Origin of the sequence: Devosia sp. WQ 349K1, assembly GCF_016595685.1 — a bacterium.
Classification (GTDB): Bacteria; Pseudomonadota; Alphaproteobacteria; order Rhizobiales; family Devosiaceae; genus Devosia.
The window spans coordinates 992,038-1,014,463 of the sequence record NZ_JAENGO010000001.1 but is presented as its reverse complement, the minus strand read 5'-3'; the positions used below and the strand labels follow the sequence as shown (position 1 = coordinate 1,014,463).

Below are 22,426 nucleotides of genomic sequence, written 5' to 3'. Positions count from 1 at the left end.
TACTATGGCTGAATATCGGGTCCCGTCGCCTTTAGCTCGTGAGGCGATGGCCTATGTGCTGGCTGGGGGGCGAGGCACGCGGCTTATGGAATTGACGGATCGCCGCGCTAAGCCAGCTGTGTACTTTGGCGGCAAGTCGCGCATCATCGATTTCGCGCTGAGCAATGCGATCAACTCCGGCATCCGCCGCATTTCGGTGGCGACGCAATACCAGGCACACAGCTTGATCCGCCACTTGTCGCGTGGCTGGAACTTCTTGCGCACGGAGCGTAACGAGAGCTTTGACGTGCTGCCTGCATCCCAGCGCGTGGCGGAGGACATGTGGTACGCTGGCACGGCCGACGCCGTGTATCAGAACATGGACATCATCGAGGATTATGGCGCGCGCTATATCGTCATTCTGGCGGGCGACCATATCTACAAGATGGACTATGAAATCATGCTCCGTCAGCACGTCGATACCGGCGCTGATGTGACCATTGGTTGCCTCGAAGTGCCGCGTATGGAAGCCCAGGGCTTCGGCGTGATGCGCGTTGATGGGCGCGACCGCGTCGTCGATTTCGTCGAGAAGCCGAAGGACCCGCCGGGCATTCCGGATCGCCCAGACATGGCGCTGGCTTCCATGGGCATTTACGTGTTTGAGACGCGTTTCCTGATGGAGCAATTGCGTCGCGATGCGGCGACGGAAGGCTCAAGCCGTGACTTCGGCAAGGATATTATCCCTTACATCGTCAAGAACGGTACAGCCTGGGCGCATCGGTTCAATCGCTCCTGCGTCCGCTCGAGCAATGAGAAGGTCGCCTATTGGCGTGACGTGGGTACGGTCGACGCCTATTGGAAGGCCAATATCGATCTGACCGACATCACCCCGCAGCTTGATCTTTATGATCGTGACTGGCCGATCTGGACCCACGCCGAAATCACCCCGCCAGCCAAGTTCGTGCATGATTATGACGGGCGTCGGGGCTCGGCGGTGAATTCGCTGGTGTCAGGGGATTGCATTATTTCGGGCGGGCATGTGCAGCGCACGCTGTTGTCCACCGGGGCGCGCGTCCATTCCTATTCGGTGCTTGATGAGGCGGTGGTGCTGCCCTATTGCGAAATCGGGCGGAATGCTCGCTTGCGCAAGGTGGTTATCGACCGCGGCGTGAGTGTTCCCGAAGGACTTGTCGTGGGCGAAGACCCAGAATTTGACGCCAAGTATTTCCGGCGAACTGAAGAAGGGGTCACGCTCGTGACGCAGGCCATGATTAACAAATATCTGGCGGATAGATGATCGAAGTTCTCTCGGTCACGGCGGAGATTTATCCGCTGATCAAAACGGGCGGGCTGGCGGATGTCGCCGGCGCGCTCCCTGCCGCCTTGGCCGAACAGGGCGTGACCATGCGCACGCTGGTGCCGGGTTATCCCGCCATTATGGCGAAGATGACCGATGGTCGGGTCGTGGCCAGTTTCGACGATTTGTTTGGCGTCAAGGCCAAGCTCATCGCCGGGCAGGCGGCAGGGCTCGATCTCATCGTTCTCGATGCGCCAGCGCTCTATGATCGACCGGGGAACCCCTATCTTGGGCCGGAAGGCTGGGATTGGCCGGATAATTGGAAACGCTTTGCGGCCCTGTCTTGGGTCGCATCGGAGCTGGGTGCGGGGCTGGTTGAGGCATATCGCCCACAGGTCATCCATTGCCATGATTGGCAAGCAGGTCTTGTTCCGGCCTATGTGAAGTTCGGTCCAGCATCGTCCGTTAAGACGGTGATGACCGTTCATAACATGGCGTTTCAGGGCAATTTCGGTGGCGAAATTTTCGGACAGTTGCGCCTGCCGCCTCATGCCTTCGCGGTCGATGGCGTCGAATACTATGGCGGCGTGAGCTACCTCAAAGCGGGCATTGAATGCGCTGACTTTGTGACCACTGTTAGCCCGAGCTATGCCGCTGAAATCCGCACCCATGAGTTTGGCATGGGGCTTGAGGGCATTCTCAACAATCGCCCATCGACGGTGGACGGCGTTCTCAATGGCATTGACCTTGAGGCTTGGAACCCGGCCACCGACCCGGCGCTGACGCAGAATTATTCTGCCAATACGATCCAGTATCGCAAGGCGAATAAGACCAAGTTGCAGGAGAGCTTTGGCCTCGACAAGAGCGATGGACCGCTGTTCGCGGTGGTGTCGCGCCTGACCTGGCAGAAGGGGATCGACCTGATCGCCGCCAATATCGATATGATGGTGGCGGCGGGAGCGCAGTTGGCTGTGCTGGGTTCGGGCGAAGTGGGGTTGGAGAACGCCATTCGGGCTGCTGCGCAGCGCCACCCGGGAAAGGTCGGGCTCGTGACCGGTTACAACGAAGCGCTCAGCCATCTTATTCAGGGCGGGGCCGATGTGATGATGGTGCCCTCACGGTTTGAACCCTGTGGACTGACCCAGCTCTATGCGCTGCGCTATGGATGTATTCCACTGGTGGCGCGTGTGGGCGGTCTCAATGATACCGTAATCGACGCCAATGTGGCGGCGCTCTCCGCCGATGTTGCGACGGGCGTTCAGTTTTCGCCGCCGAGCGAAGGGGCGTTGGCAAACGCCATCCGCCGCACGCTGGCGCTCTACGCCGATGAAAAATCTTGGAAGAAAATGCAGAAGCGCGGGATGAAGTCGGAGGTGAGCTGGCAAGCAAGTGCACGCCGCTACGCCCAACTCTACGCTTCGCTGATCGGATATAAGCTCGATGACAATTCAGACGATTAAGACAACGCCCTATCAGGATCAGAAGCCGGGGACGTCAGGGCTGCGCAAGCGGGTCACCGTCTACAGCCAACCGAACTATGTCGAGAACTACATTCAGGCGATCTTCGATAGCCTTGAAGGTTTTGCAGGGCAGACGCTGGTGATCGGTGGCGATGGTCGTTTTTATAACGACGTCGCCATTCAGAAGGCGATCCGCATTGCGGCGGCAAATGGTTTTGGCAAGGTGCTTGTCGGGCAGGGCGGACTGCTCTCTACCCCGGCAGCGAGCCATGTGATCCGCCACTATAAGGCGTTTGGTGGACTCGTTCTGTCCGCTTCGCACAATCCGGGCGGGCCGGATGGTGACTTCGGCATCAAGTACAACATTGGCAATGGTGGGCCAGCGCCGGAGAAGATTACCGACGCGGTTTATGCGCGCTCGAAGGTCATCGACAGCTATAAGAGCGTCGACGCGGCGGACATTGATCTCGGCACGATTGGCACCCAGAAGGTGGGTGACATGGTGGTAGAGGTGATCGATCCGGTCGCCGACTATGCCAAGCTGATGGAGGGCCTTTTCGACTTCGACGCGATCCGAGCGATGTTCAAGGGCGGTTTCCGCATGACCTTTGATGCGATGTCGGCGGTGACTGGCCCCTATGCGCACAAGATCATTGAGGACATGCTGGGTGCGCCCAAGGGCACGGTTATCAATGGTACGCCGTCGCCGTCGTTTGACGACGGGCACCCCGATCCGAACCTTGTGTACTGTAAGGACATGCATGATCTGCTGATGACCGATGCAGGGCCAGATTTTGGCGCGGCTTCGGATGGTGACGGGGACCGTAACCTCATCATCGGCAAGAAGCGTTTTGTGACGCCCTCGGACTCGCTGGCGCTGCTGGCGGCCAATGCGCATTTGGCGCCGGGCTATAAGAAGGGCATCGCGGGGATTGCACGCTCCATGCCGACGAGTGCGGCGGCGGATCGTGTGGCCGAGAAGCTCGGCATTGAAATGCATGAGACGCCAACGGGCTGGAAATTCTTCGGCAATCTGCTTGATGCTGGCCGCGTGACTATCTGCGGGGAAGAGAGCGCCGGAACCGGCTCGGATCATGTTCGCGAGAAGGATGGCCTTTGGGCTGTGCTGCTGTGGCTGAACATTCTTGCCGTGCGTAAGCAGGGCGTCGATGAGATCGTGCGCGAGCACTGGAAGACCTACGGCCGCAATTATTACACCCGTCACGACTATGAAGAAGTCGATGCTGGGATTGCCAACACGCTGGTTGATGATCTGCGCGCCAAGCTGCCGGGTCTGGTCGGTCAGGTATTGGGCGATGATCTGCAGGTCGCCTATGCCGATGACTTTAGCTATCTCGATCCTGTCGATGGTTCGACCAGCGCCAAGCAGGGTGTGAGGATCGGTTTTACGGACGGGTCGCGATTGGTCCTGCGTTTGTCAGGAACCGGGACCGTTGGTGCTACGTTGCGTCTCTATATTGAACGCTATGAGGCAGCCGATGGAAACCACGATCTCGACACTCAAGTCGCCCTTGCAGAACTTATCGGGATCGCAGATGCCATCGCAGGAATCCGGAGCCGAACTGGACGGGACGCTCCCACCGTTATCACCTAATCTGGCTCTCGCATCGAAGCCGGAACTGGTGCCTGGTGCTGGTCGTATCGAGCACCTGGGTGCAACCGTGACCGCTGACGGAGTGAACTTTGCCGTTTACTCCGAAAGCGCCACGGCGATCTGGGTTTGTCTGTTCAATGAACTGGACGAAGAGATCGAGCGCTTTGAGCTTGATGTTCATCAGGACAACATCAGGGCGGCATTGATCGCCAATATTGGACCCGGAGCGCGCTATGGCTTGCGCGCTGACGGGCCTTATGAGCCCGATCAGGGCTTTTTCTTTGACCCCAACAAGCTGCTCGTTGACCCCTATGCGCGGATTTTGGATCGGGTGTTTGTGCGCTCGCCAAAGCTGCGTCTCGAACGAGACGAGGCGGTGGATACCGCTCCGCTGGTGCCGAAAGCGATTGTGCCGGGCGCGAGCAATGAGCCGGCCGTGCCACGCAAGAAGGCGCCGAGCCTTTATTACGAACTCAATGTTCGTGGCTTCACCATGCGCCACCCCAGCGTGCAGGGACCGTTGCGCGGCACTATTGCGGCGCTGACGACCAAGTGGGTGGTCGACCATTTCAAGCATATCGGCGTCGATACGATCCAGCTCATGCCGACAGCGGCCTGGATTGATGAGGGGCACCTTCCGGCGCTTGGGCTGACCAATGCCTGGGGCTATAATCCCGTGGCCTATTTTGCCGTTGATCCGCGCCTCGCGCCGCGTGGGCCGCAAGAGATGCGGGTGATGACGGACACCTATCGCAAGGCCAATATCTCGGTGATCCTTGACGTGGTCTATAACCACACCGGTGAGGGTGACCAGCAAGGGCCGATCCTGTCGATGATGGGGCTTGATCCGCAGACCTATTATCGCTTCGTGGAAGTTGATGGGAAGAAGCACCTCGTCAATGACACGGGCACGGGCAATACGCTGCGCTGTGATCATCCGGCGGTGCAGCGGTTGGTGATCGACAGCCTGCGTTACTATGTCGAGGAATGCGGGGTTTCCGGCTTCCGCTTCGATCTGGCGACGGTACTGGGGCGTGATCCGGGCTTTAACGCGGACGCGGAGATGCTGCGTAAGATCAAGCAAGACCCGGTTCTGTCCAAATGCATTTTGGTGGCTGAGCCGTGGGATCCGGGTCCGGGTGGCTATGCGGTGGGTCAGTTCGGCAAGGAGTTTGCCGAGCATAACGACACTTATCGCGACGAAATCCGTGGCTTCTGGAAGGGCGAGAGCCATGCCTTGGGTGCGCTTGCCGGGAAGGTTTCAGGCTCGGCTGAGATTTTTGACGTGGCGGGGCGCAAGCCGAGCCACGGGGTCAATATGCTGGCCGTGCACGACGGGTTCACACTGAGGGACTTGGTGAGCTACCACGACAAGCACAATGAGGCGAACGGGGAAGAGAACCGCGACGGGCACAGCCATAATCTGTCGTGGAACTGTGGCGTCGAAGGCGAAACGGACGACGCGGGGATTGTCGCGGCGCGGAAGCGCGATGTGCGAGCCATGCTAGCGACCCTGTTCTTCTCGCGCGGTGTGCCGCTGATCCAGCAGGGCGATGAGATGTATCGCACCCAGCATGGCAATAATAATGCCTATGCGCAGGACAATGAGATTACCTGGGTCGATTGGGACAATGTCGACGGGGACCTCGTCAACTATGTCGCCGCGCTCAATCATTTCCGCCGGGATCACGTGGCGATCCATCACGACCACTTCCTGACCGGGCACGACAAGAATGGCGTGCGCGATGTTGTGTGGATGCACCCTGATGGTCGCGAAATGAATGAGGGCGACTGGAACGACAGCAGCGCTTCGGTTCTCGGCCAGCATTTGCGCCATAAGGAAGATGAGGTGATCATCTGGTACAATCGAAAGATTGAACCCGTTGTCGCGCACATTCCAGAAGGTGAATGGGCGGTGGGTATTCAGTCCGATACGAATGCGGATGTGCCGTTTTCAGGCGCGACTGTGACCCTGCCGCCGCGTTCGGTGGTGGTGCTCGTTCGGCCTGCTGCAGGCTAATCAAGCACCTCAATCATGCCCAAGCCCGCGTAGAACTTCTGCGCGGGTTTGTTTTTGCGTTCGACCTTGAGGTCAACGTGAGAGAGGCCGCGCGCGGCGAATAGCGCGAAGGTTTCGGCCATGAGCAAAGTGCCGATGTTCTGACGGCGATGCTCTGGGGCCACCACGAGGTCTTTGACGAAGCCCGAAGTCCAGCTTTGGATATAGCCCGCGACTGTGCCGTCAGGTCCGAGCGCGAGGATCGCTAATGCGGGATCGTACTCTTCGTCGGTAGACAGCGCTGCATACCAAGCAGAACAAGGCTTTGCTATGTCGCGGAAGGTTGCCTTGAGGAGCTTATGGACTGCCTCGGGAGGGACGTGAGACAGCGTCGCCTTGACGAGGCCCGTCGGCCAGATGGGCGCGGGAAGGGGAGCGATCAGCGCCTTACGCAATCTGAGGTAGGGCGCTGCGCTTTTCATTACTCGGCTGCCTCGGCGGTGAAGCCGCCGTGCTTTTCGATGAAGCCGATGATCTGGTCGAGGCTTTCGCGGCGCAGGAGGTCGGTGAAGACATAGGGGCGACCGTCGCGGATTTTTTGCGTGTCGCTGTCCATAACCGCAAGGCTGGCACCGACATAGGGCGCGAGGTCGGTGTGGGTGATGACCAAGAGGTCGGAGCGCGAAATGGCGGGGCCACCCTTGCGTGGGATCTTTTCGCCTTGGGCGACGGAGATGACGTAGATGGTGAGGTCCGCAAGATCAGGCGAGAAGGTTGCCGCAAGGTTGTCGCCGCCACTCTCTATAAGAATGATGTCGAGCTCGGGGAATTTTTCGTTGAGCGCGTCGATGGCGGCGAGGTTGAGAGAGGCGTCTTCGCGGATAGCGGTGTGCGGGCAGCCACCGGTTTCAACGCCAACGATGCGATCCTCGGAGATGGCCTGAGCCCGGGCGAGGATCAGCGCGTCTTCTTGGGTGTAGATGTCGTTGGTCACGACTGCCATGGAATAGCGGTCGCGCATGGCCTTGAGGAGCATCTCGCACAAGGTGGTTTTGCCCGAGCCTACCGGTCCACCAATACCAATGCGAAGGGGACCGTGTAGGCTTTTGGACATTGCGTGCTCCGAGAGACTAGATGAGGCGAAGGAGGATGAGCGACAGGAACCCCAGCCCAATAAACAGGCAGAGTGGCGAATATACGCGCTTGTCGTTGAAGCGGAAAATGGGTTCGGCGGTTATGGCTTGCCACTTGGGTGTGTAGCCAACGATGCCGCGGGCCAGAAAGATCACGGCAATGACGCCGCCGACAAGATTGAGATTGGTGCCGCCACCGTCATGATCGGCCATCGCGAGGGCGATGAAGGCCGCATAGAAGGTGCCGATGGCAACGGCCAAGGTCAGCAATGGGTTTGGCATTTTCTCAACGCCAGTAAAGCCGACGACGGTTTGCGCAAGTAGTTTGCGGTTCTTCAAGGGCCAAGACAGGCCGACGCCCCAGACGAAGTGGGAGACGGAGATCGCCAAGAGGGCGATACAAACAAAAGCGGCAATCAACATGCTCATGATCGGAATATCCTCGTGCCCAGAGTCTCGTGCTGCATCTGTGCGATGTCTGCGCAATAGGCTACCGAACCGATATCGTCCAGTGTTGCTGCCAAGCAAATTTCGGCCAATTTGAGAATTCTGGGTTCGAGGCTCGCCATGATGGCGAGGCCATCGTTTTGACCAATCGGGACGAGGCGCACGGCGACAGACACTTGGCTGTGCACTGTGCTGGTGAGGAAGGCGGTAAGTGTGGCCAGGGCGTCGATGCCGTGTGCACCGGCTGTTGCCCCTATCGCTATTGGATAGGGACAGGGTTTTGGCAGGGCGAGAGGGCTCTCAGTCGGCCAGGCGGCGCTCGCCAGCACGAAGGCGTTGCCGGTTAGGACCGTCTCGGCGTGGCGCTCCCGCGCTGGGGTGAGGGCCAGGCACAAGTCGGCCAAGTCGCGCAGTGTCGCCTGATCGGCATGAGAGCGATGGGCATGCGCGAGGAGGATCGCGTCGGTCTTGATGCCGCCGTGTTCGAGCGTTGCTGCTACCCATTCCTCTGTCGTGGCGCGATCTCTAACTGTGCCCTGCACAATGGCTGTTTCGAGACCAGCAGACCAAGCAAATGCGCCCACTGGGAAGGCCGGGGACAACCAAGTCAGGAGCTTTTGCAGGTCTGAGGTCATGAGCGTTTGGCGAGGAGGGCGTGGCCTGCATCGGCATGCGCGTGGCTGTGATAAGCGCCGTGCTCAGCGAAGAAGGGCTCGCTCACATTGGTGACTGTCGCGCCCAAGCCTTCGAGCATGGTTTTGAGGACGTGATCGCGCTGAATCAGGATGCGGGTTTCTTCTAGTTGGGCGGGGGTATGGCGGTTACCGATATGCCAGCCCAGACGGATGAGGTGGGTCGGGTCTTTGGCCCGAATTTCGTAGAGAAGTTCCTCGGCCGGAATAATGCTGACGGTGCGTCCGTCGTCCAGCAAGAGTAGGTTGGTGTGATCAAGTGTTGTGGTTTGCGGCAGGTCGATGAGGACTTCATCGCCTCCAGAGAGGCGCAACACCTTGCGCCGCAGACGACGCTCAGCGTGTTCGAGCTTTATGTTGTCATAGGGCGGGGTGGCTGACGGATCGGAGGGGATGATGTCGGTCACTCGGCGCATGAATGTTCCTCGTCGTGAGCTAGCCGTTGAAGTACTTGCTCATCAGATAGGCTTGATAGACGAAATGCAGCCCCACGATCGTGAGATGGAGGGCGCGATTGCTACTGTAACACGCAATCAAAGCAACAATGATGCCAGTTCCGGCCTGCACGGCATAACCATCGCCAAAGCGTGCGCTGTAGACCCCGCCTTTGATGGCGTTGTCGATAACGTCGAAGATGGCGACGACGGCGAAGAGGCCGAAGAACCAACGACGGCGTTTGAGGAAGAAGTCCTCGTAGCCAGAATATTCAGAAATGTGGTCGGGCGCGAGAATGGTGGCGATGAGAACGAGCAGCATCGCATAGATGACGAGGAAGCCGGTGACGCCGAAGGTCCACTCGTGAACTGAGTAGAGGGAGAGTTCCCACCACCAGAAGAGCACCAGCTCGATGATCATGGAGAACACCCAGAGCATGTGCAGGAGTGAGGATCTTGCGCGCTTGGGGTGCTGAATGATGCCAGCGACGGTCATGATCAAACGGGCGAGACCCAGGCCGATCACCGTGCCGAGAAGTACTCGGACGTGAAGGAAGATTTCGGAAGACGTCAAGTGTTCCATGGTTATCCTTGCGGCATGGCTCAATGCACGAGAGCTATATACCCAAGGACCAAGCCTAATGGCTTAGTATTGAACATTTATTATTTTGTCTGAGCGCTAGATTGTTTCAATCGCATAGAAGAAGCTCACAATGGCCAAGCCCAGCATGTGCAGCGTGATAATGGTGTAATGGACACGCCTCTTCTTCGATATCCATCCAGCGAGGCCTAGAACGATAAAGACGCCGCCAACAATCAGGTCGGCCGGTTCCAACTGTTCTTTTGGCGCTAGGAAGATTGTATCCAAGATATCAAAGACTTGGCTTGCGATGAAGAAGCCAAAGAACCAGTGGCGCCGCTCAATGAAGAATTCCTGATAGCCACCATGGTCTGGTGCTCTGTCTGAGGTTAGCAGAGCCGTCTGCATATAGAGCACGATCGCATAGCCGACATAGAAGGCGAAATAGCCGAAGTTCCAATGCGGCAGCAGAACCAGTTCAATGTGGATGTACCAGAATAGGGCCAGCTCAACGAGCATGGCCCCGAGCCATAGCAGGTGGAGCAGCGATCTGGTGTGGGTCTTCGGTGTTTGAATGATATTGGCGAAGGTGAGAAGGGTCCGGGTGATCCCCAGACCGATCACCATGCCAATCACGATGCGGGTATGAGCGAAGAGGTCGACAGTGTGACTTTCTAAGTCCATCGCCTCCCCCTCCGGTTTTTATGGAGTGTTTACGACAGCGGTGCAGCTGAGGAGTGGGTCACTATCCTCATCCTGCATAAGGTCTCGCAAGGTCGCGTCATCCCCTGTGCTCCACCACTCATATGGACCAGCGACATATCGTGCCCCCGAGCCGGATAGGGTGGTGACCATCACCAGATTTGCGCCGTCTACCGGCACGATTGCGAGGAAGTTCGGCGCGGCATTGATATATTGAACGGGCAGGGTGACGCCGTTCTCGCAGGCATAGCTGACCATTTTCCGGTCAATGTCGCCTGCGGTATCGATGGAGATGGTCAGCGAAACGCCTGCCGTGTTGAGCGCGGGAGCTGTCGCTGCGGGAACTTCTTCAGGGGCCACAGCGTCTTGGCTGAGAACCGCGCCAGTGCTGGCTAAGATAAGGCCGATGGCCGAAATTATGCGGATCACTGTCAAGGAACTCTCCAATCACGCGGTTGATGCGAATAGCCCAATCACGGACATACAATCATGGCTATTCGTGGATTAGGCAAGTTCAGTTTCGTCGGCAAATATAGACTTCGCCGGGGATTGGTTTTTCGTGTTCGAGCCGGATCGTGTGATGCTGTTGGTCCAGCACAACGAGCCTATTGGCGGCCAAGCACGAGCGGATGTACTGAGACGAGTGGGCGAAACGCCCGCTGGATCGGATGACTATTCCTGTGTCGTCCGCGGCTTCGGTGGTGAAGACGAAGAGACCCTTTGGGCTGAGTTTTGTGGCTACGGCTTGGAACAAGTCTTCGGCGGGGCCGATGTAGATGAGCAGATCAAGCGCTGCTATTAGGTCATAGGTCGATGCCAGCTCGGCACTGGCTTTGAGAGCGTCGACGCAGTCGCCCGTCGTGAGGGTTCGGTAGAGGCTCCGTTCTGTCGCCTTCTCAATCATACGGGGCGAGAGATCGACGCCGTCGATTGCTGCATATTTGCCTTTGAGCGCTTCCGCGATGAGACCGGTGCCACAGCCGAGGTCGAGTACCGATGCGAAGGGGCTGTAGGGCGTTACGGCCTCGGCCACAATTTCTGGGATGCGGTAGTGCAACGCGCCCGTTAGGTGCTGATCGAACATGGGCGCGTAGCTGTCGAAGAGATTTGTGACATAGGTCCGATCTGGCTGGCGCGCGTCTGACAGCGCCGACAGCATATGGCGGGCATAACTGTTGGCTGGGTTTTGCTTGGCGACCGAGCGGAAGAGCTTGAAGGCGTCGCTCGAGCGGTCTTGGGCAAGATAGGCGTCGGCCAGATCGCAGGAGATCTGCGGGTCTTTGGGGCGGAAGACGAGCGCGCGCTCCAGCGCCTTTTCAGCGGCTTTGAAATTGCCACGGGCGATGAGCGCGGTGGCCCAAGCGTGCAGCCGCATGGCGTTGACTGGCCCGAGCGCAACAGCGCGTTCAAAGCAGGTTTCAGCAATATCGAAGGCGGTTGTTTGGAAGGCGACGCGGCCCATGATATCATGGGCCTCTGTCAGCTCTGGCGCAATGCGGGTGAGCTCAAGGCTGAGCGGAGCGGCGCGTTTCCAATCATTGGCGGCCGTAAGCTGTTGCAGCGCCGTGAGGAGTTCTTGGGCTCGCAGCGCCTGTGCGGGATTCTTGGGGAATCCTTTGGACTTAGACATGGCGCACCTCCCTCGCAACGGCAGCAATGTGCGGCAGCGAGGGGGGTGTGTCAAACAGACTTAGAAGAGAAAATACCGTTGTGCCATAGGGAGTATTGTTGCGGGCTCGCAGGTGAGCAAGACGCCGTCGGCCCGCACTTCATAGGTCTCAGGATGCACTTCGATGTTCGGTGTCGCGGTGTTGAGCTTCATCGCGGCTTTGCCGATGCCGCCACGCGTGTTGGAGACCGGAAGAAGCTGTTTGTCGACGCCGAGGCGGTTGCGCAGCCCAGCGTCATGGGCGGCTTGTGAGATGAATACGACCGAGGAGCGTGAGGCCAATTTGCCATAGGCGGCGAACATGGGGCGATAGTGCATCGGTTGCGGGGTCGGGATGGAGGCGTTTGGGTCGCCCATTGGCGCTGCTGCAATTGAGCCGCCGAGCAGGATCATTTCAGGTTTGACGCCGAAGAAGGCTGGGTTCCATAGGACGAGGTCGGCGCGCTTGCCGACTTCGATTGAGCCGATGTGCTGGCTCATGCCGTGGGCGATGGCTGGATTGATGGTGTATTTAGCGATGTAGCGGCGGACGCGATAATTGTCGTTATCGCCGGTTTCTTCCGGCAGGCGACCGCGCTGGCGCTTCATTTTATCGGCGGTCTGCCATGTGCGGATCAGCACCTCGCCGACGCGGCCCATGGCCTGGCTGTCGGAGGAAATGATCGAGAGCGCGCCCATGTCGTGCAGAATATCTTCGGCCGCGATGGTTTCCTTACGGATGCGGCTTTCGGCGAAGGCGACGTCTTCCGGGATCGATTGATCAAGGTGGTGACACACCATGAGCATGTCGAGATGCTCGGCAATGGTGTTGACCGTGTACGGACGGGTCGGATTGGTCGAGGAGGGAATGACGTTGGGCAGGCCCGCGACTTTGAGAATGTCCGGAGCGTGACCGCCGCCCGCGCCTTCGGTGTGGAAGGCGTGGATGGTGCGGCCCTTGAAGGCGCCGACCGTGTCTTCGACGAAGCCAGATTCATTGAGCGTGTCGGTGTGGATCATCACCTGCACGTCGTAATCGTCAGCTACCGAGAGGCAGTTGTCGATGGTGGCCGGGGTCGTGCCCCAGTCTTCGTGCAGCTTGAGGCAGGAGGCGCCGGAGAGGATCATTTCTTCGAGCGGGGCGGCCACGGCAGCATTGCCCTTGCCAGCGAGGGCAAGGTTCATCGGGAAGGCGTCGAAGCTTTCGATCATGCGTTCGATGTGCCAAGCGCCAGTGCAGGTGGTAGCGAGCGTGCCATGAGCCGGGCCGGAGCCGCCGCCGAGCATGGTGGTGACGCCGCTCATCAGCGCTTCCTCGATCTGCTGGGGGCAGATGAAGTGGATATGGGCGTCCATGCCGCCGGCAGTGAGGATTTTACCCTCGCCAGCGATCGCCTCGGTTGAAGGGCCGATGATGATGTCTACACCCGGCTGGGTGTCGGGATTACCCGCTTTGCCAATGCCGGAGATGACGCCATTCTTAAGGCCAACATCGGCTTTATAGATGCCGGTGTGATCGACGATGAGTGCGTTGGTGATGACCGTATCAACGGCGCCCTGAGCGCGGGTGCGCTGCGATTGGCCCATGCCATCGCGGATGACTTTACCGCCACCGAACTTGACCTCTTCACCATAGGTGGTGAAGTCCTTCTCCACCTCAATGAAGAGTTCCGTATCCGCCAACCGGACTTTATCGCCGGTGGTCGGGCCGTACATGTCGGCATAGCTGGCGCGCGAGATACGTGCTGGCATTTTGAGTCCCGTATGAGCCCGGAACAGAAGCTTCCCAAGGCTCAGATTGGCCGGTTTGGCGGCTGAAAACAAGAGAGCTGGCTTGCGCCAGCTCTGAATCAGTTGACCGTTGTGTCTTTGAAGGTTTCGTAGAAGGTGATCGCTTCATCGATGATGTCGTCGAGCAGGGGCTCGCCCTGCGCGATGTGTGGGTCTTTGCGCTGGGTCGCGGCCACGAGTGCGGTGGAGAGCGTTTGGATGGCGTAGGCCTGCTTGCTCAATCCTTCGGCATGGGCCTTTTCGCCCTGCTGCTGGAAGGTCAGGAGCAGAGCGTCATATTGCTCGCGAGTGCACGCGGCCTTCGCTTCGCTCCATTTTTTGTGTCCGAGACCTTCAGACACGGTGAGCGCTAGAGAGCCAATCATGGCCATGGCTTCGCCGTCGTTGAAGCCATTTTCCTTCAAGTCCTCGATCACGGCAATGAAATGACGCTTGAAGAACGCTTCTTTATTGTTTTCGTTGATTGTTTCCTGGGTCATTTTCTTTGCCGGTCGTGTGCAGCGCACATCGAGTTTAAGGAATTGGGCGTTTACAGGGCGCCCATGACGGATTGGCGAAAGCCATAGATTTTGCGGTCGCCGGAGATGGGCACGAGTTTGACCTCTCGCGCCTGTCCGGGTTCGAAACGCACCGCCGTGCCCGCTGGTATGTCGAGGCGCATGCCACGCGCCTGCTGACGATCAAACAGCAGGCCTGGGTTCGTTTCGTAGAAGTGGTAGTGCGAGCCAACTTGGATGGGCCGATCACCCGCATTTGCAACTTCGAGGGTGATCTGCACTGCGCCACGATTGAGCTCAATCTCGCCGCTTGCAGGAATGACTTCACCGGGGATCATCACGACTCCTTATGCAAATGCAAGCCACGCACCCGCGAATGCTGTGGTTGCGCCGACCAGACGCGTCGCAAGGGGAGCGGACAGTCGCGCAAACAACTGAGCGGCCCCAATACCGACGGCGTGCAAAATAGCAGTTGCGACAATAAAGCCTAGCGCGAATTGCGATGCGCCAGCCGCACCCAATTCCCCACCGTGAGCGTGGCCGTGGAAGAAGGCGAAGAAGGCCACAAGGCCCGCCACAGCGACTGGTGGCACGGGGAGGGCCAAGGCAAGGCCGAGGCCGATGAATATGACCGAGGCAAGAATGACCGGCTCAACCAAGGGGAGGGGCATGCCGAGGACAGCTGCGAGGAAGCCGAGCGCCATGGTCCCAACGAACGCGGCTGGAACGAGCCAGATGGCGCGACCTGATTGCTGTGCCGCCCACAGCCCAACGGCGATCATCGCCAGGATGTGGTCGAGGCCGAACAGGGGGTGGCTGAAGCCCGCAGCGAAGGAGCCATGAGCCTCTGGGTCGAGGTGGGCGAATGCCGGGACGGTGGCGATCGTTGAAACGGCTAGGGCAAGAAGAAGGCGTTTGAGCATGGTACGGCCTTACCGAATGGGTTGATGCACGGTGACGAGCTTGGTGCCGTCGGGGAATGTCGCTTCGACCTGAATGTCGTGGATCATCTCGGGGATGCCCTCCATCACCTGATCGCGGGTGATGACGTGAGCGCCTGCTTCCATGAGCTCCGAGACGGGGCGGCCATCACGAGCACCTTCGACGACGAAATCGGTGATCAGGGCGATTGCTTCGGGGTGGTTGAGTTTGACCCCACGCTCAAGGCGGCGACGCGCCACGATGGCAGCCATGGCAATGAGCAATTTGTCTTTTTCGCGAGGCGTGAGGTTCATCGGCGTTTCCTAGAGATGCCAAAGGCGGGGTAGGGTCCCGGTTGCGGTGAGATTTGCGAGGATAGGAACGATGTTTCGGCGCAATTCTATCCCTGAGGGCGCTGCCGCACGCAGGACGACGCGCTCGCCATTGGCCGATATGGCAGTGCGGCTGTGTGGAGCGATGATGGCGCGGAGGCGGTCAGCGATACGGTCGGCTTCCTCGCTGGTCTTGGTAATATGTACAATCGAGGCGAAGGCGCGCGCTCCGGACAAAAGGGCGTTAGCATCGCGCTCGGCAGCGGTGCCGGTCAGTTTGGTGGCTTCGGCGTGGATCAGCCGACCACAGCGATAGATGCGCCAGTTGTCGGAGAGTTCGGCGTCGCGTGCATCTTCGCCCATCGCCTCGCGACCGAGTAATATCGCCTCAATGGCGGTGAGGGTCGCCCCTTCTGCCAGCTGAATGTTGAGGCGGCGGGAGAGCTTGCTGGCTTCAAACAGGATCGTCTCTTGCGGGAGCCAATCGAGATGGGCGTTTTCACCAACTTCAAGAGTGGTCTGGATACGGGCCGTTTGGCCGGTGGAGCGATAGCTGCGTTCGCAGGCTTGGGTGGTCAGAACGAGGTGGCCATCTGCTTCGACGGACGCTTCCCACTCAATTTGATCGCCACCGGTGATGCCGCCAGCAGTGTTGATCAGCACTGCTTCCAGCGATTGTGAATGAGTTTTTGGCAGGCGGATCTTGGCGCAGCCATCTTGGTACAAGCTGGCTAAATGCGTCCGACCGCCGAATTGTTTCGTCGAGACCCGGCCAATGCCGCGAGCTCGTTGAAGGTCAGCATAGATCAGTTTTTCTGCCGTGATCGCACCCATCGGAACGTTTTGACCGCACTACCATTTGTCGGACGAGCAAGAGCTCTTGTACGAAACACCATACAGGACACTAAAATGCATATGAAATCAGCAATTTCAATTTTTGCACTAACTGTTGGCATGATGGTCGTTCCAGCGATGGCGCAAGACGCCAAGACCATCTCTGGTAATCCCGTGATTGAAGGCGATGTGGCTGCTGTGCAGGCCAAATGCGATGAAATCGCTCTCGCTGCAGGGGCTTCCTCAGAAATGAACTCGACTGATAAGAATACTCTGAGCGACGCTGCCGCTGGGGCGCTGCCGAATGCAGAGCCAACTGATGGCGACAAGCCGCCTGCCGAGGGTTTAGCTCAGGCCACAACCACGATTGATCTCAGCGGGATCACTCTTGAGCAGTGCAAGGACGGTGGTTGGGTTCAGTAACCCATCACACTCCGTTAAAAGCGCCCGGTTTCGACCGGGCGTTTTTATTGGGATCTGCAGTTGCACGGTTTTGCGGGATGTTTAGCGCCAGCGTGGCCTTCGGAAATCTACCAATCCCCGACATAAAATAGGCTGGCGATCTGTCGGCCTTAAGAGGGTGAAGTGAGTGAGGCTGACGCTCCTTGCTCAGTTCCCAGGAGCGCGAAGTTTCGACTTCGCGCTCTTTTACTAAGGGCGTAGTGAATTGAGAATTCAATCTGAATTGCATTTGAATTAAGTTGAATTGAGTGTCGTTACTCTTTGATTTCTGTGTTTTTAGCTTGGATCTTCGTGATGCAACATAAGTATTCATGCGGATTTATCCGTATAGCGTGTTTCGCGCTTACGGGAGTTGATCATGACGAAAATGGGCATTGCCCTACTGTCTGCGGCGCTGATGGTAGGATCGGTTATTCCGGCACATTCTCAGGGACTTTTGGGAGGTCTTCTTGGTGGCGGCGGAAGTGATAGCGGTGGCGGTGGCTTGCTCAGCGGTGTCACGGACACACTGAGCTCGGTCACCGAGACTGTTACCGGCGGTTTGGGCGGAGGTGGAGGCTCCAGCTCGGATTCCGGTGGTGGCCTTAATGTTGGCGGTCTCGTTGGCGTTAGTTCTGGCGATGCGGATACGGGGGCGTTGATTGACGTCGGTCTTGGTGGTGGCGGTGGCGGCTTGCTCGATGCCAACATCGGCAATGGCGCCGTTACGGCTAATGTGAACACCAGCGGTGGCATCAATGCTAATGTTGGTCTGGGTGGAACGACGCTTGTTGACGTTGGCCTGCTTGGGCCAGACGTTGTGAGCATCGGTATCCTTCCGGGTGGCCCAGGAGGCCCTGGTGGTCCTGGTGGTCCTGGCGGGCCGGGTACTCCCGGTAATCCGGGCGCACCTGGTGCTGGTGGCGGGATGCAGGTCATCAACTTTGGTGCGCTTGGCGCAGGCGGTCGAAACGGTAGCGGCGGCCCCGGTGCTGCAGGGATCGTCTGCAATGGCGTTTCGAGCGGTCAGCTCGCACAGATGATGCAGGGCACTAAGTTTGACGGTTGGAACCGTGCGAGCAACGTGCAGGTGCAGAAGGTCAATGTCTGTCCAGAACTGCGCAACTGGCTGAAGTCGGCCATGGCCCAGACCGGCATGGCCCCAAATCTTCAATATGCGGTTTCGGGTGATGCATTGCTCAATGCTTCGCTGAGCCGAACCTCGCACAAGCCAGACAGAGTGTTTGCAGTTCATCGCAATGGCTCGCAGCTGACGATGTTCGTTTATTAAAAGAGCAAAACAGCAGCAAAAGAGGGTCGGCCTGTGGCCGGCCCTTCTCGGTTTTGTGGCCTTCAAAAAGGCAGCACAAAGCGCAGGAAATAGGCAGCAAAAGATTTTCGCGGCGATTTTGTTTGAAAATGCTTGCACAGGTTCAGGGCCTAGGTTTTTCTGATGGCGCACTAACCTTTTGGCCAATGGCGTGCAGGGCAATGAGCATGTAGCAGTTGCCTCCACTGAGTTTTCAGTTACCCGGCTCGGGTGATAAGGGCGCCCGGGCTTAACGCCCCGATTTGTTCAACGGAGGGAACGGGAACAGATCGGGGCGGGTTTTCTTGAAAATCAAAACCATCCTCACTTCTCAAACTCGTGCAGCCAGCACTTGCGTCTGCCTCGCCAGGGCATGAGGATAGCCGCACCTGTTTCGGGGGAGGGTAAGTTTCGTGGCCGATACCAGTGCAATTGTGGGCGGTGGCCCCAAGAAGGTGCTCTATACGCTCTCAACCATCGGCAAGATGGGGGTGGGCAAAGCGACCAAGGCACTTACGGCCAAGAACACGTGCAAGGCCTGCGCCTATGGCATGGGTGGCCAGCACGGCGGCATGACCAACGAACTCGATGAGTTTCCATCGGTTTGCAACAAGAGTGTGCAGGCGCAATCGACTGATATCCAGCCCGCTATTCCACATCCAATTTTTGAACACACCATTGCTGAGTTGGGCGAACTGACCGGCAAGGAAATGGAGCATCTGGGGCGTTTGGGGACGCCGTTGTTCCGTCGCGCCGGATCAGACAGGTTTGTGCCAATCGATTGGGACAGTGCGCTTGAGCATGCAGCACACCGTTTGGCCGAGACCGACCCGCGGCGCACATTCTTCTATTCATCCGGCCGCAGCTCGAATGAGGCTGGGTTCCTGTTTCAATTGCTGGCGCGGGCCTATGGGACCAACAACGTCAACAATTGCTCCTATTATTGCCATCAGGCGACCAGCGAGGGCCTTGTGACGACAATCGGCAAGGGCACGGCAACCGTTGAATTAGAGGATTTGACCGGGACCGATTTGATCTTTGTCATCGGGGCCAATCCATCGTCTAACCACCCGCGCTTTATTCATATGCTCAAGAACTGCCGCGAGCGGGGTGGGCAGGTGATTGTGATCAACCCGGCCAAGGAGCCGGGTCTGGTCAAGTTTGCGGTGCCGAAATCGCCGATGTCCATGCTCAAGGGCGGGAGCGATATTGCGTCAGACTATTTGCAGCCGCGTATCGGCTCGGACATCGCGCTGTTCAAGGGACTGGCCAAGGCCGTGCTTGAGCAGGGGACCGAGGACGCGGACTTTATCCGAGCCCATAGCGCCGAGTTCGAGGTTTTCAGGAGCGATCTTGAGGGGCTGAGCTGGGACGAGATCGTTTCGGCCTGCGGGATTGCGCGAGAAGAGATTGAACGGGTGGCGGCCAATTATGGGCGGGCCAAACACGCGGTTTTTGCCTGGGGCATGGGGATGACCCACCATGTTCATGGCGTTGCCAATGTTGAGGCGATTTCAAACCTTGCTCTGGTGCGCGGCATGTTGGGCAAACGCTTCGCGGGTCTGTTGCCACTGCGCGGGCACTCCAATGTGCAGGGCATTGGTACGATTGGTGTGAAGCCTGTTTTGGCCAAGGATGTGTTGGCCAAAATGGAGGAGGCTTTTGGTGTCACCTTCCCTGAGGAGAAGGGTCTCGACACCATGGCGTGCATGAAGCGCGCAGAGGCGGGGGAAATTGATGCCGCTGTGATTATGGGCGGCAATCTGTGGGCGGCGACGCCAGACACAGCATTTTCCAGCCGGGCCATGGGCAATATTGGGTTCAAGCTGTTTCTGACCACGACGCTCAATCAGGGCCATGTTCATGGGCTGGGCGATGGTGAGGTGATGATCTTGCCGGTAACGGCGCGCGACGAAGAATGGGAACCGACAACGCAAGAGTCGATGTTCAACTTCGTTCGCCTCTCGGACGGCGGCATTGAACGCATAGAAACAGTGCGTCCGGAAAGCTGGATTTTGGGGCAATTGGGTCAGCGGATGCTGCCGGACAGTCCAATTGATTTTGACGGCTTTTCCAAGCACAGCAAAATTCGCGACGCCATTGCGGCCATTGTTCCGGGCATGGAGGGCTTGGCCGATATTGATGTCGCTAAGCGCGAATTCCATATCCAGAACCGGGTCATGCACACGCCAAGTTTCGGCACGGTGGATGGCAAGGCGCATTTTGTGGTGACGCCAATTCCGGCGATGAGGCCAGATCAGTTGATGCTCGCGACCGTGCGCAGCGAGGGGCAGTTCAATTCCATTATCTATGAGGAAGAGGACAGTTATCGCGGCAAGGCGGGGCGCTATTCGGTGTTTCTCAATGCGCAAGACATGGCACGTTTTGGGGTCAGCGAAGGGGAGCGAATTGCCGTTTCTTCAGAGGCTGGCGAAATGGTTGGCTTTGCGACCAGCTTCGATCTGCCGGCAGGAAGCGCCATGGCTTATTACCCCGAGGCCAATGTGCTCGTGGGGACGGAAGTTGATCCGCGCAGTAAGACGCCCGCTTTTAAATCAGTTCCGATTAGCATTCGGCCGATGTTGTAGGGAAGTATTTTAGTGGCGCAGACAGTCTCTTGTCATCTGATGTAGATTTTTGATTTTTATTTCTAAATTTATTTACATAAGTCGGTCAGGTTAGCTCTATCGGAGGGTTTATTGAACGACGTTTCAAAAAAGCAGCTGGTAGAGCTCGCCCGAGAGTGCTGGGACCATGGACGTGTTGGTCGCTCGTTTGAGGGGCTGGCACAAGCGCGCGCGTTGTTGGCCGAAGCGCAAGCTGTTGGCGATGCCGAGGCTGAGGCGGAATGCAACCGGTGTATCGGATGGTTCTGCTTGCAGTTGGGCTATCCCAAAGAAGGCGTTCAGGCCGCTGACGCAGCTCGCAATTATTTCTCGCAGACCGAGAACGACTGGGGCCATGCGCTATCGCTGGCGGTTTATTCTTGGCTGATTTTGGAACTGGGGCTGAGCGACATTAGCTTTGAGACCTCCAGTGAGTCTGTGGTTATCGCCTCGCGAACGGGTGATCCCGCACTTCAGTCGTTTGCGCTGAACTGCAAGGCCGTGGCGCTGGTCATTTGCAACGAGAGAGCCTTGGCATCGCAGATGCTGACAGAGGCGCTCGATCTTGCCTATGCTTCTGGTGACGAGAGCACGATTGCCCTGACGCTGGTCAACCGTTCCTACGCCCTCCTCTCGGCGATATTCGTGACCGAAAAGCTCGACCCGGGTATGAATGGTGAGCAAGTCATTGATGAAGCGATCAAAATCCTAAGGGCTGCAGCCGATGTGTCGCGGGCCGCTGGCGATCTTTGGAACCTGTCGGTGGCGCTGTGTAACCGTGCCGAGCTGTCAGCCTATTGCGGGCATTACGACCAAGCTCTCAAAGACTTGGTGGAAGCAGAGACCTTGCCTGGCAAGCCTGGCCCGCGAGCGCGAACACATATGCTCTACACTCGGGGCGAAGTGTTTCGGAATATGGGGCGCATTGATGAGGCGCTTGCCGCTTACGTCGAGTCCGAGCGGATCGCATCGCAAAATTCGATCTTTGATCAGATCGTCCAAAGCTTGCAGCGCTTGGCTGATGTTTGGGAGCTAAAGGGCGATTTCGCACGAGCCTTGTCATTCCACCGTAGCTTTCACGCCGCCTATATCCGGCAGAGTAATGATCGGACACGACAACGCGCGCTCGTGATTGAGATGCAGTTGGCGAACGACAAATTGCGCAAGCGGACTGAAGAGCTCGAGATGCAGGCGGGCGTTGATCCGCTCACCGAGATCCCGAACAGGCGTGCGTTTAACAGTGCCTTCGAGACCATCGGCCATGAGAAGTCGTCGTTAGCCATCCTCGACATCGACCACTTCAAACTCGTCAACGACCAATACTCGCATATGGTCGGGGACGCGGTGCTTCGCAGGATCGCGCAACTTCTGCGCACGATCGATGGGGGTATGCTGCCCTATCGCATCGGCGGGGAAGAGTTCGGATTGTTGTTTCCCAATCTGTCGTTGGAATCTGCGGCGCCACTGGCTTGGAAAATCACTGCCGCTGTGCGGGATACGGACTTTAGTGATCTGGCCCCGGGATTGAAGGTCACGGTGAGCATTGGCTTGGTTGAGACGGGTATTTTGAGCGGACCACAGCTGCTGGCAGAGGCGGACAGGCGGCTCTATGTTGCCAAGAAGGCCGGACGCGATCAGGTCATTGCCGATGGCCGTTCGTCCGTCGCCGCGCTGCCGGCGGAGTAGTGCCCGCTGTTACGCGGGCACTG

Annotated in this window: 24 protein-coding genes; 8 read left to right on the top strand and 16 right to left on the bottom strand. The window is 58.1% G+C overall.

Going from position 1 to position 22,426, the window contains the following annotated elements:
• The first annotated feature begins 4 nt into the window (after nucleotides 1–4).
• The 4 genes from glgC to glgX are packed head-to-tail and all read left to right on the top strand — an operon-like array spanning nucleotide 5 to nucleotide 6,371.
• Nucleotides 5–1,276: a glucose-1-phosphate adenylyltransferase gene (glgC, locus tag JHL21_RS04815; protein WP_169195100.1), complete on the top strand. Its 1,272-nt coding sequence runs from the start codon at nucleotides 5–7 to the stop codon at nucleotides 1,274–1,276.
• Nucleotides 1,276–2,736, top strand: coding sequence for a glycogen synthase GlgA (gene glgA / locus JHL21_RS04810; protein WP_200212297.1), 1,461 nt, complete (start codon nucleotides 1,276–1,278; stop codon nucleotides 2,734–2,736). Before glgC ends, glgA begins: the two co-directional genes overlap by 1 nt.
• A complete protein-coding gene (locus JHL21_RS04805; protein ID WP_200212139.1) occupies nucleotides 2,717–4,351 on the top strand; it encodes an alpha-D-glucose phosphate-specific phosphoglucomutase in 1,635 nt (544 codons plus the stop codon). The genes glgA and JHL21_RS04805 overlap by 20 nt, the downstream gene beginning before the upstream one ends.
• Nucleotides 4,236–6,371, top strand: a complete 2,136-nt coding sequence (gene glgX, locus JHL21_RS04800) for a glycogen debranching protein GlgX (RefSeq protein ID WP_254081911.1) — start codon at nucleotides 4,236–4,238, stop codon at nucleotides 6,369–6,371. Before JHL21_RS04805 ends, glgX begins: the two co-directional genes overlap by 116 nt.
• Here glgX and JHL21_RS04795 read toward each other — a convergent pair.
• The 15 genes from JHL21_RS04795 to JHL21_RS04725 form a co-directional block, all read right to left on the bottom strand.
• On the bottom strand, nucleotides 6,368–6,832 hold the full coding sequence (locus tag JHL21_RS04795; protein WP_200212138.1) for an N-acetyltransferase: 465 nt from the start codon (nucleotides 6,830–6,832) through the stop codon (nucleotides 6,368–6,370). The genes glgX and JHL21_RS04795 overlap by 4 nt on opposite strands.
• Entirely contained in the window at nucleotides 6,832–7,464 is a 633-nt protein-coding gene (gene ureG / locus JHL21_RS04790; protein ID WP_200212136.1) for an urease accessory protein UreG, read from the bottom strand. The genes JHL21_RS04795 and ureG overlap by 1 nt, the downstream gene beginning before the upstream one ends.
• A 16-nt stretch (nucleotides 7,465–7,480) precedes the next feature.
• On the bottom strand, nucleotides 7,481–7,912 hold the full coding sequence (locus JHL21_RS04785) for a DUF3995 domain-containing protein (RefSeq protein ID WP_200212135.1): 432 nt from the start codon (nucleotides 7,910–7,912) through the stop codon (nucleotides 7,481–7,483).
• Entirely contained in the window at nucleotides 7,909–8,565 is a 657-nt protein-coding gene (locus JHL21_RS04780) for an urease accessory protein UreF (RefSeq protein WP_200212134.1), read from the bottom strand. Before JHL21_RS04780 ends, JHL21_RS04785 begins: the two co-directional genes overlap by 4 nt.
• Nucleotides 8,562–9,038, bottom strand: coding sequence for an urease accessory protein UreE (locus JHL21_RS04775; RefSeq protein WP_200212133.1), 477 nt, complete (start codon nucleotides 9,036–9,038; stop codon nucleotides 8,562–8,564). The genes JHL21_RS04780 and JHL21_RS04775 overlap by 4 nt, the downstream gene beginning before the upstream one ends.
• A gap of 19 nt (nucleotides 9,039–9,057) precedes the next feature.
• Nucleotides 9,058–9,639 carry a hypothetical protein gene (locus JHL21_RS04770; RefSeq protein WP_169195107.1) on the bottom strand — a complete coding sequence of 194 codons (582 nt, stop codon included), beginning with the start codon at nucleotides 9,637–9,639 and terminating at the stop codon, nucleotides 9,058–9,060.
• Nucleotides 9,640–9,735: 96 nt separating this feature from the next.
• Nucleotides 9,736–10,320, bottom strand: a complete 585-nt coding sequence (locus tag JHL21_RS04765) for a hypothetical protein (RefSeq protein WP_169195108.1) — start codon at nucleotides 10,318–10,320, stop codon at nucleotides 9,736–9,738.
• Between the two features lie 18 nt (nucleotides 10,321–10,338).
• A complete protein-coding gene (locus tag JHL21_RS04760) occupies nucleotides 10,339–10,767 on the bottom strand; it encodes an MliC family protein (protein ID WP_248306612.1) in 429 nt (142 codons plus the stop codon).
• Nucleotides 10,768–10,852: 85 nt separating this feature from the next.
• The gene (locus tag JHL21_RS04755; protein ID WP_200212132.1) at nucleotides 10,853–11,968 is read right to left on the bottom strand and encodes a methyltransferase domain-containing protein; all 1,116 of its coding nucleotides are present in this window, start codon (nucleotides 11,966–11,968) and stop codon (nucleotides 10,853–10,855) included.
• A gap of 60 nt (nucleotides 11,969–12,028) precedes the next feature.
• Nucleotides 12,029–13,738: an urease subunit alpha gene (gene ureC / locus JHL21_RS04750; protein WP_200212131.1), complete on the bottom strand. Its 1,710-nt coding sequence runs from the start codon at nucleotides 13,736–13,738 to the stop codon at nucleotides 12,029–12,031.
• Nucleotides 13,739–13,836: 98 nt separating this feature from the next.
• Nucleotides 13,837–14,256: a hypothetical protein gene (locus JHL21_RS04745; protein ID WP_169195112.1), complete on the bottom strand. Its 420-nt coding sequence runs from the start codon at nucleotides 14,254–14,256 to the stop codon at nucleotides 13,837–13,839.
• 50 nt (nucleotides 14,257–14,306) lie between these two features.
• The gene (locus JHL21_RS04740) at nucleotides 14,307–14,612 is read right to left on the bottom strand and encodes an urease subunit beta (RefSeq protein WP_169195113.1); all 306 of its coding nucleotides are present in this window, start codon (nucleotides 14,610–14,612) and stop codon (nucleotides 14,307–14,309) included.
• A 9-nt stretch (nucleotides 14,613–14,621) separates the two neighbouring features.
• Complete coding sequence (locus tag JHL21_RS04735) at nucleotides 14,622–15,197, bottom strand: HupE/UreJ family protein (RefSeq protein ID WP_200212130.1); 576 nt, start codon at nucleotides 15,195–15,197, stop codon at nucleotides 14,622–14,624.
• 9 nt (nucleotides 15,198–15,206) lie between these two features.
• Entirely contained in the window at nucleotides 15,207–15,509 is a 303-nt protein-coding gene (locus JHL21_RS04730; protein ID WP_169195115.1) for an urease subunit gamma, read from the bottom strand.
• A 9-nt stretch (nucleotides 15,510–15,518) separates the two neighbouring features.
• The gene (locus JHL21_RS04725) at nucleotides 15,519–16,361 is read right to left on the bottom strand and encodes an urease accessory protein UreD (RefSeq protein WP_200212129.1); all 843 of its coding nucleotides are present in this window, start codon (nucleotides 16,359–16,361) and stop codon (nucleotides 15,519–15,521) included.
• A gap of 75 nt (nucleotides 16,362–16,436) precedes the next feature.
• On the opposite strand from JHL21_RS04725, the gene JHL21_RS04720 reads away from it, so the two are divergent.
• The gene (locus JHL21_RS04720; RefSeq protein WP_169195117.1) at nucleotides 16,437–16,784 is read left to right on the top strand and encodes a hypothetical protein; all 348 of its coding nucleotides are present in this window, start codon (nucleotides 16,437–16,439) and stop codon (nucleotides 16,782–16,784) included.
• A gap of 4 nt (nucleotides 16,785–16,788) precedes the next feature.
• On the opposite strand, the gene JHL21_RS04715 is transcribed toward JHL21_RS04720, so the two are convergent.
• Complete coding sequence (locus tag JHL21_RS04715; RefSeq protein ID WP_200212128.1) at nucleotides 16,789–17,136, bottom strand: hypothetical protein; 348 nt, start codon at nucleotides 17,134–17,136, stop codon at nucleotides 16,789–16,791.
• 45 nt (nucleotides 17,137–17,181) lie between these two features.
• On the opposite strand from JHL21_RS04715, the gene JHL21_RS04710 reads away from it, so the two are divergent.
• The 3 genes from JHL21_RS04710 (at nucleotide 17,182) to JHL21_RS04700 (ending at nucleotide 22,403) form a co-directional block, all read left to right on the top strand.
• Complete coding sequence (locus JHL21_RS04710; protein WP_200212126.1) at nucleotides 17,182–18,093, top strand: hypothetical protein; 912 nt, start codon at nucleotides 17,182–17,184, stop codon at nucleotides 18,091–18,093.
• 431 nt (nucleotides 18,094–18,524) lie between these two features.
• The gene (locus tag JHL21_RS04705; protein ID WP_367948155.1) at nucleotides 18,525–20,699 is read left to right on the top strand and encodes an FdhF/YdeP family oxidoreductase; all 2,175 of its coding nucleotides are present in this window, start codon (nucleotides 18,525–18,527) and stop codon (nucleotides 20,697–20,699) included.
• A 111-nt stretch (nucleotides 20,700–20,810) separates the two neighbouring features.
• Nucleotides 20,811–22,403, top strand: coding sequence for a GGDEF domain-containing protein (locus tag JHL21_RS04700; protein ID WP_200212124.1), 1,593 nt, complete (start codon nucleotides 20,811–20,813; stop codon nucleotides 22,401–22,403).
• Nucleotides 22,404–22,426 lie beyond the last annotated feature (23 nt).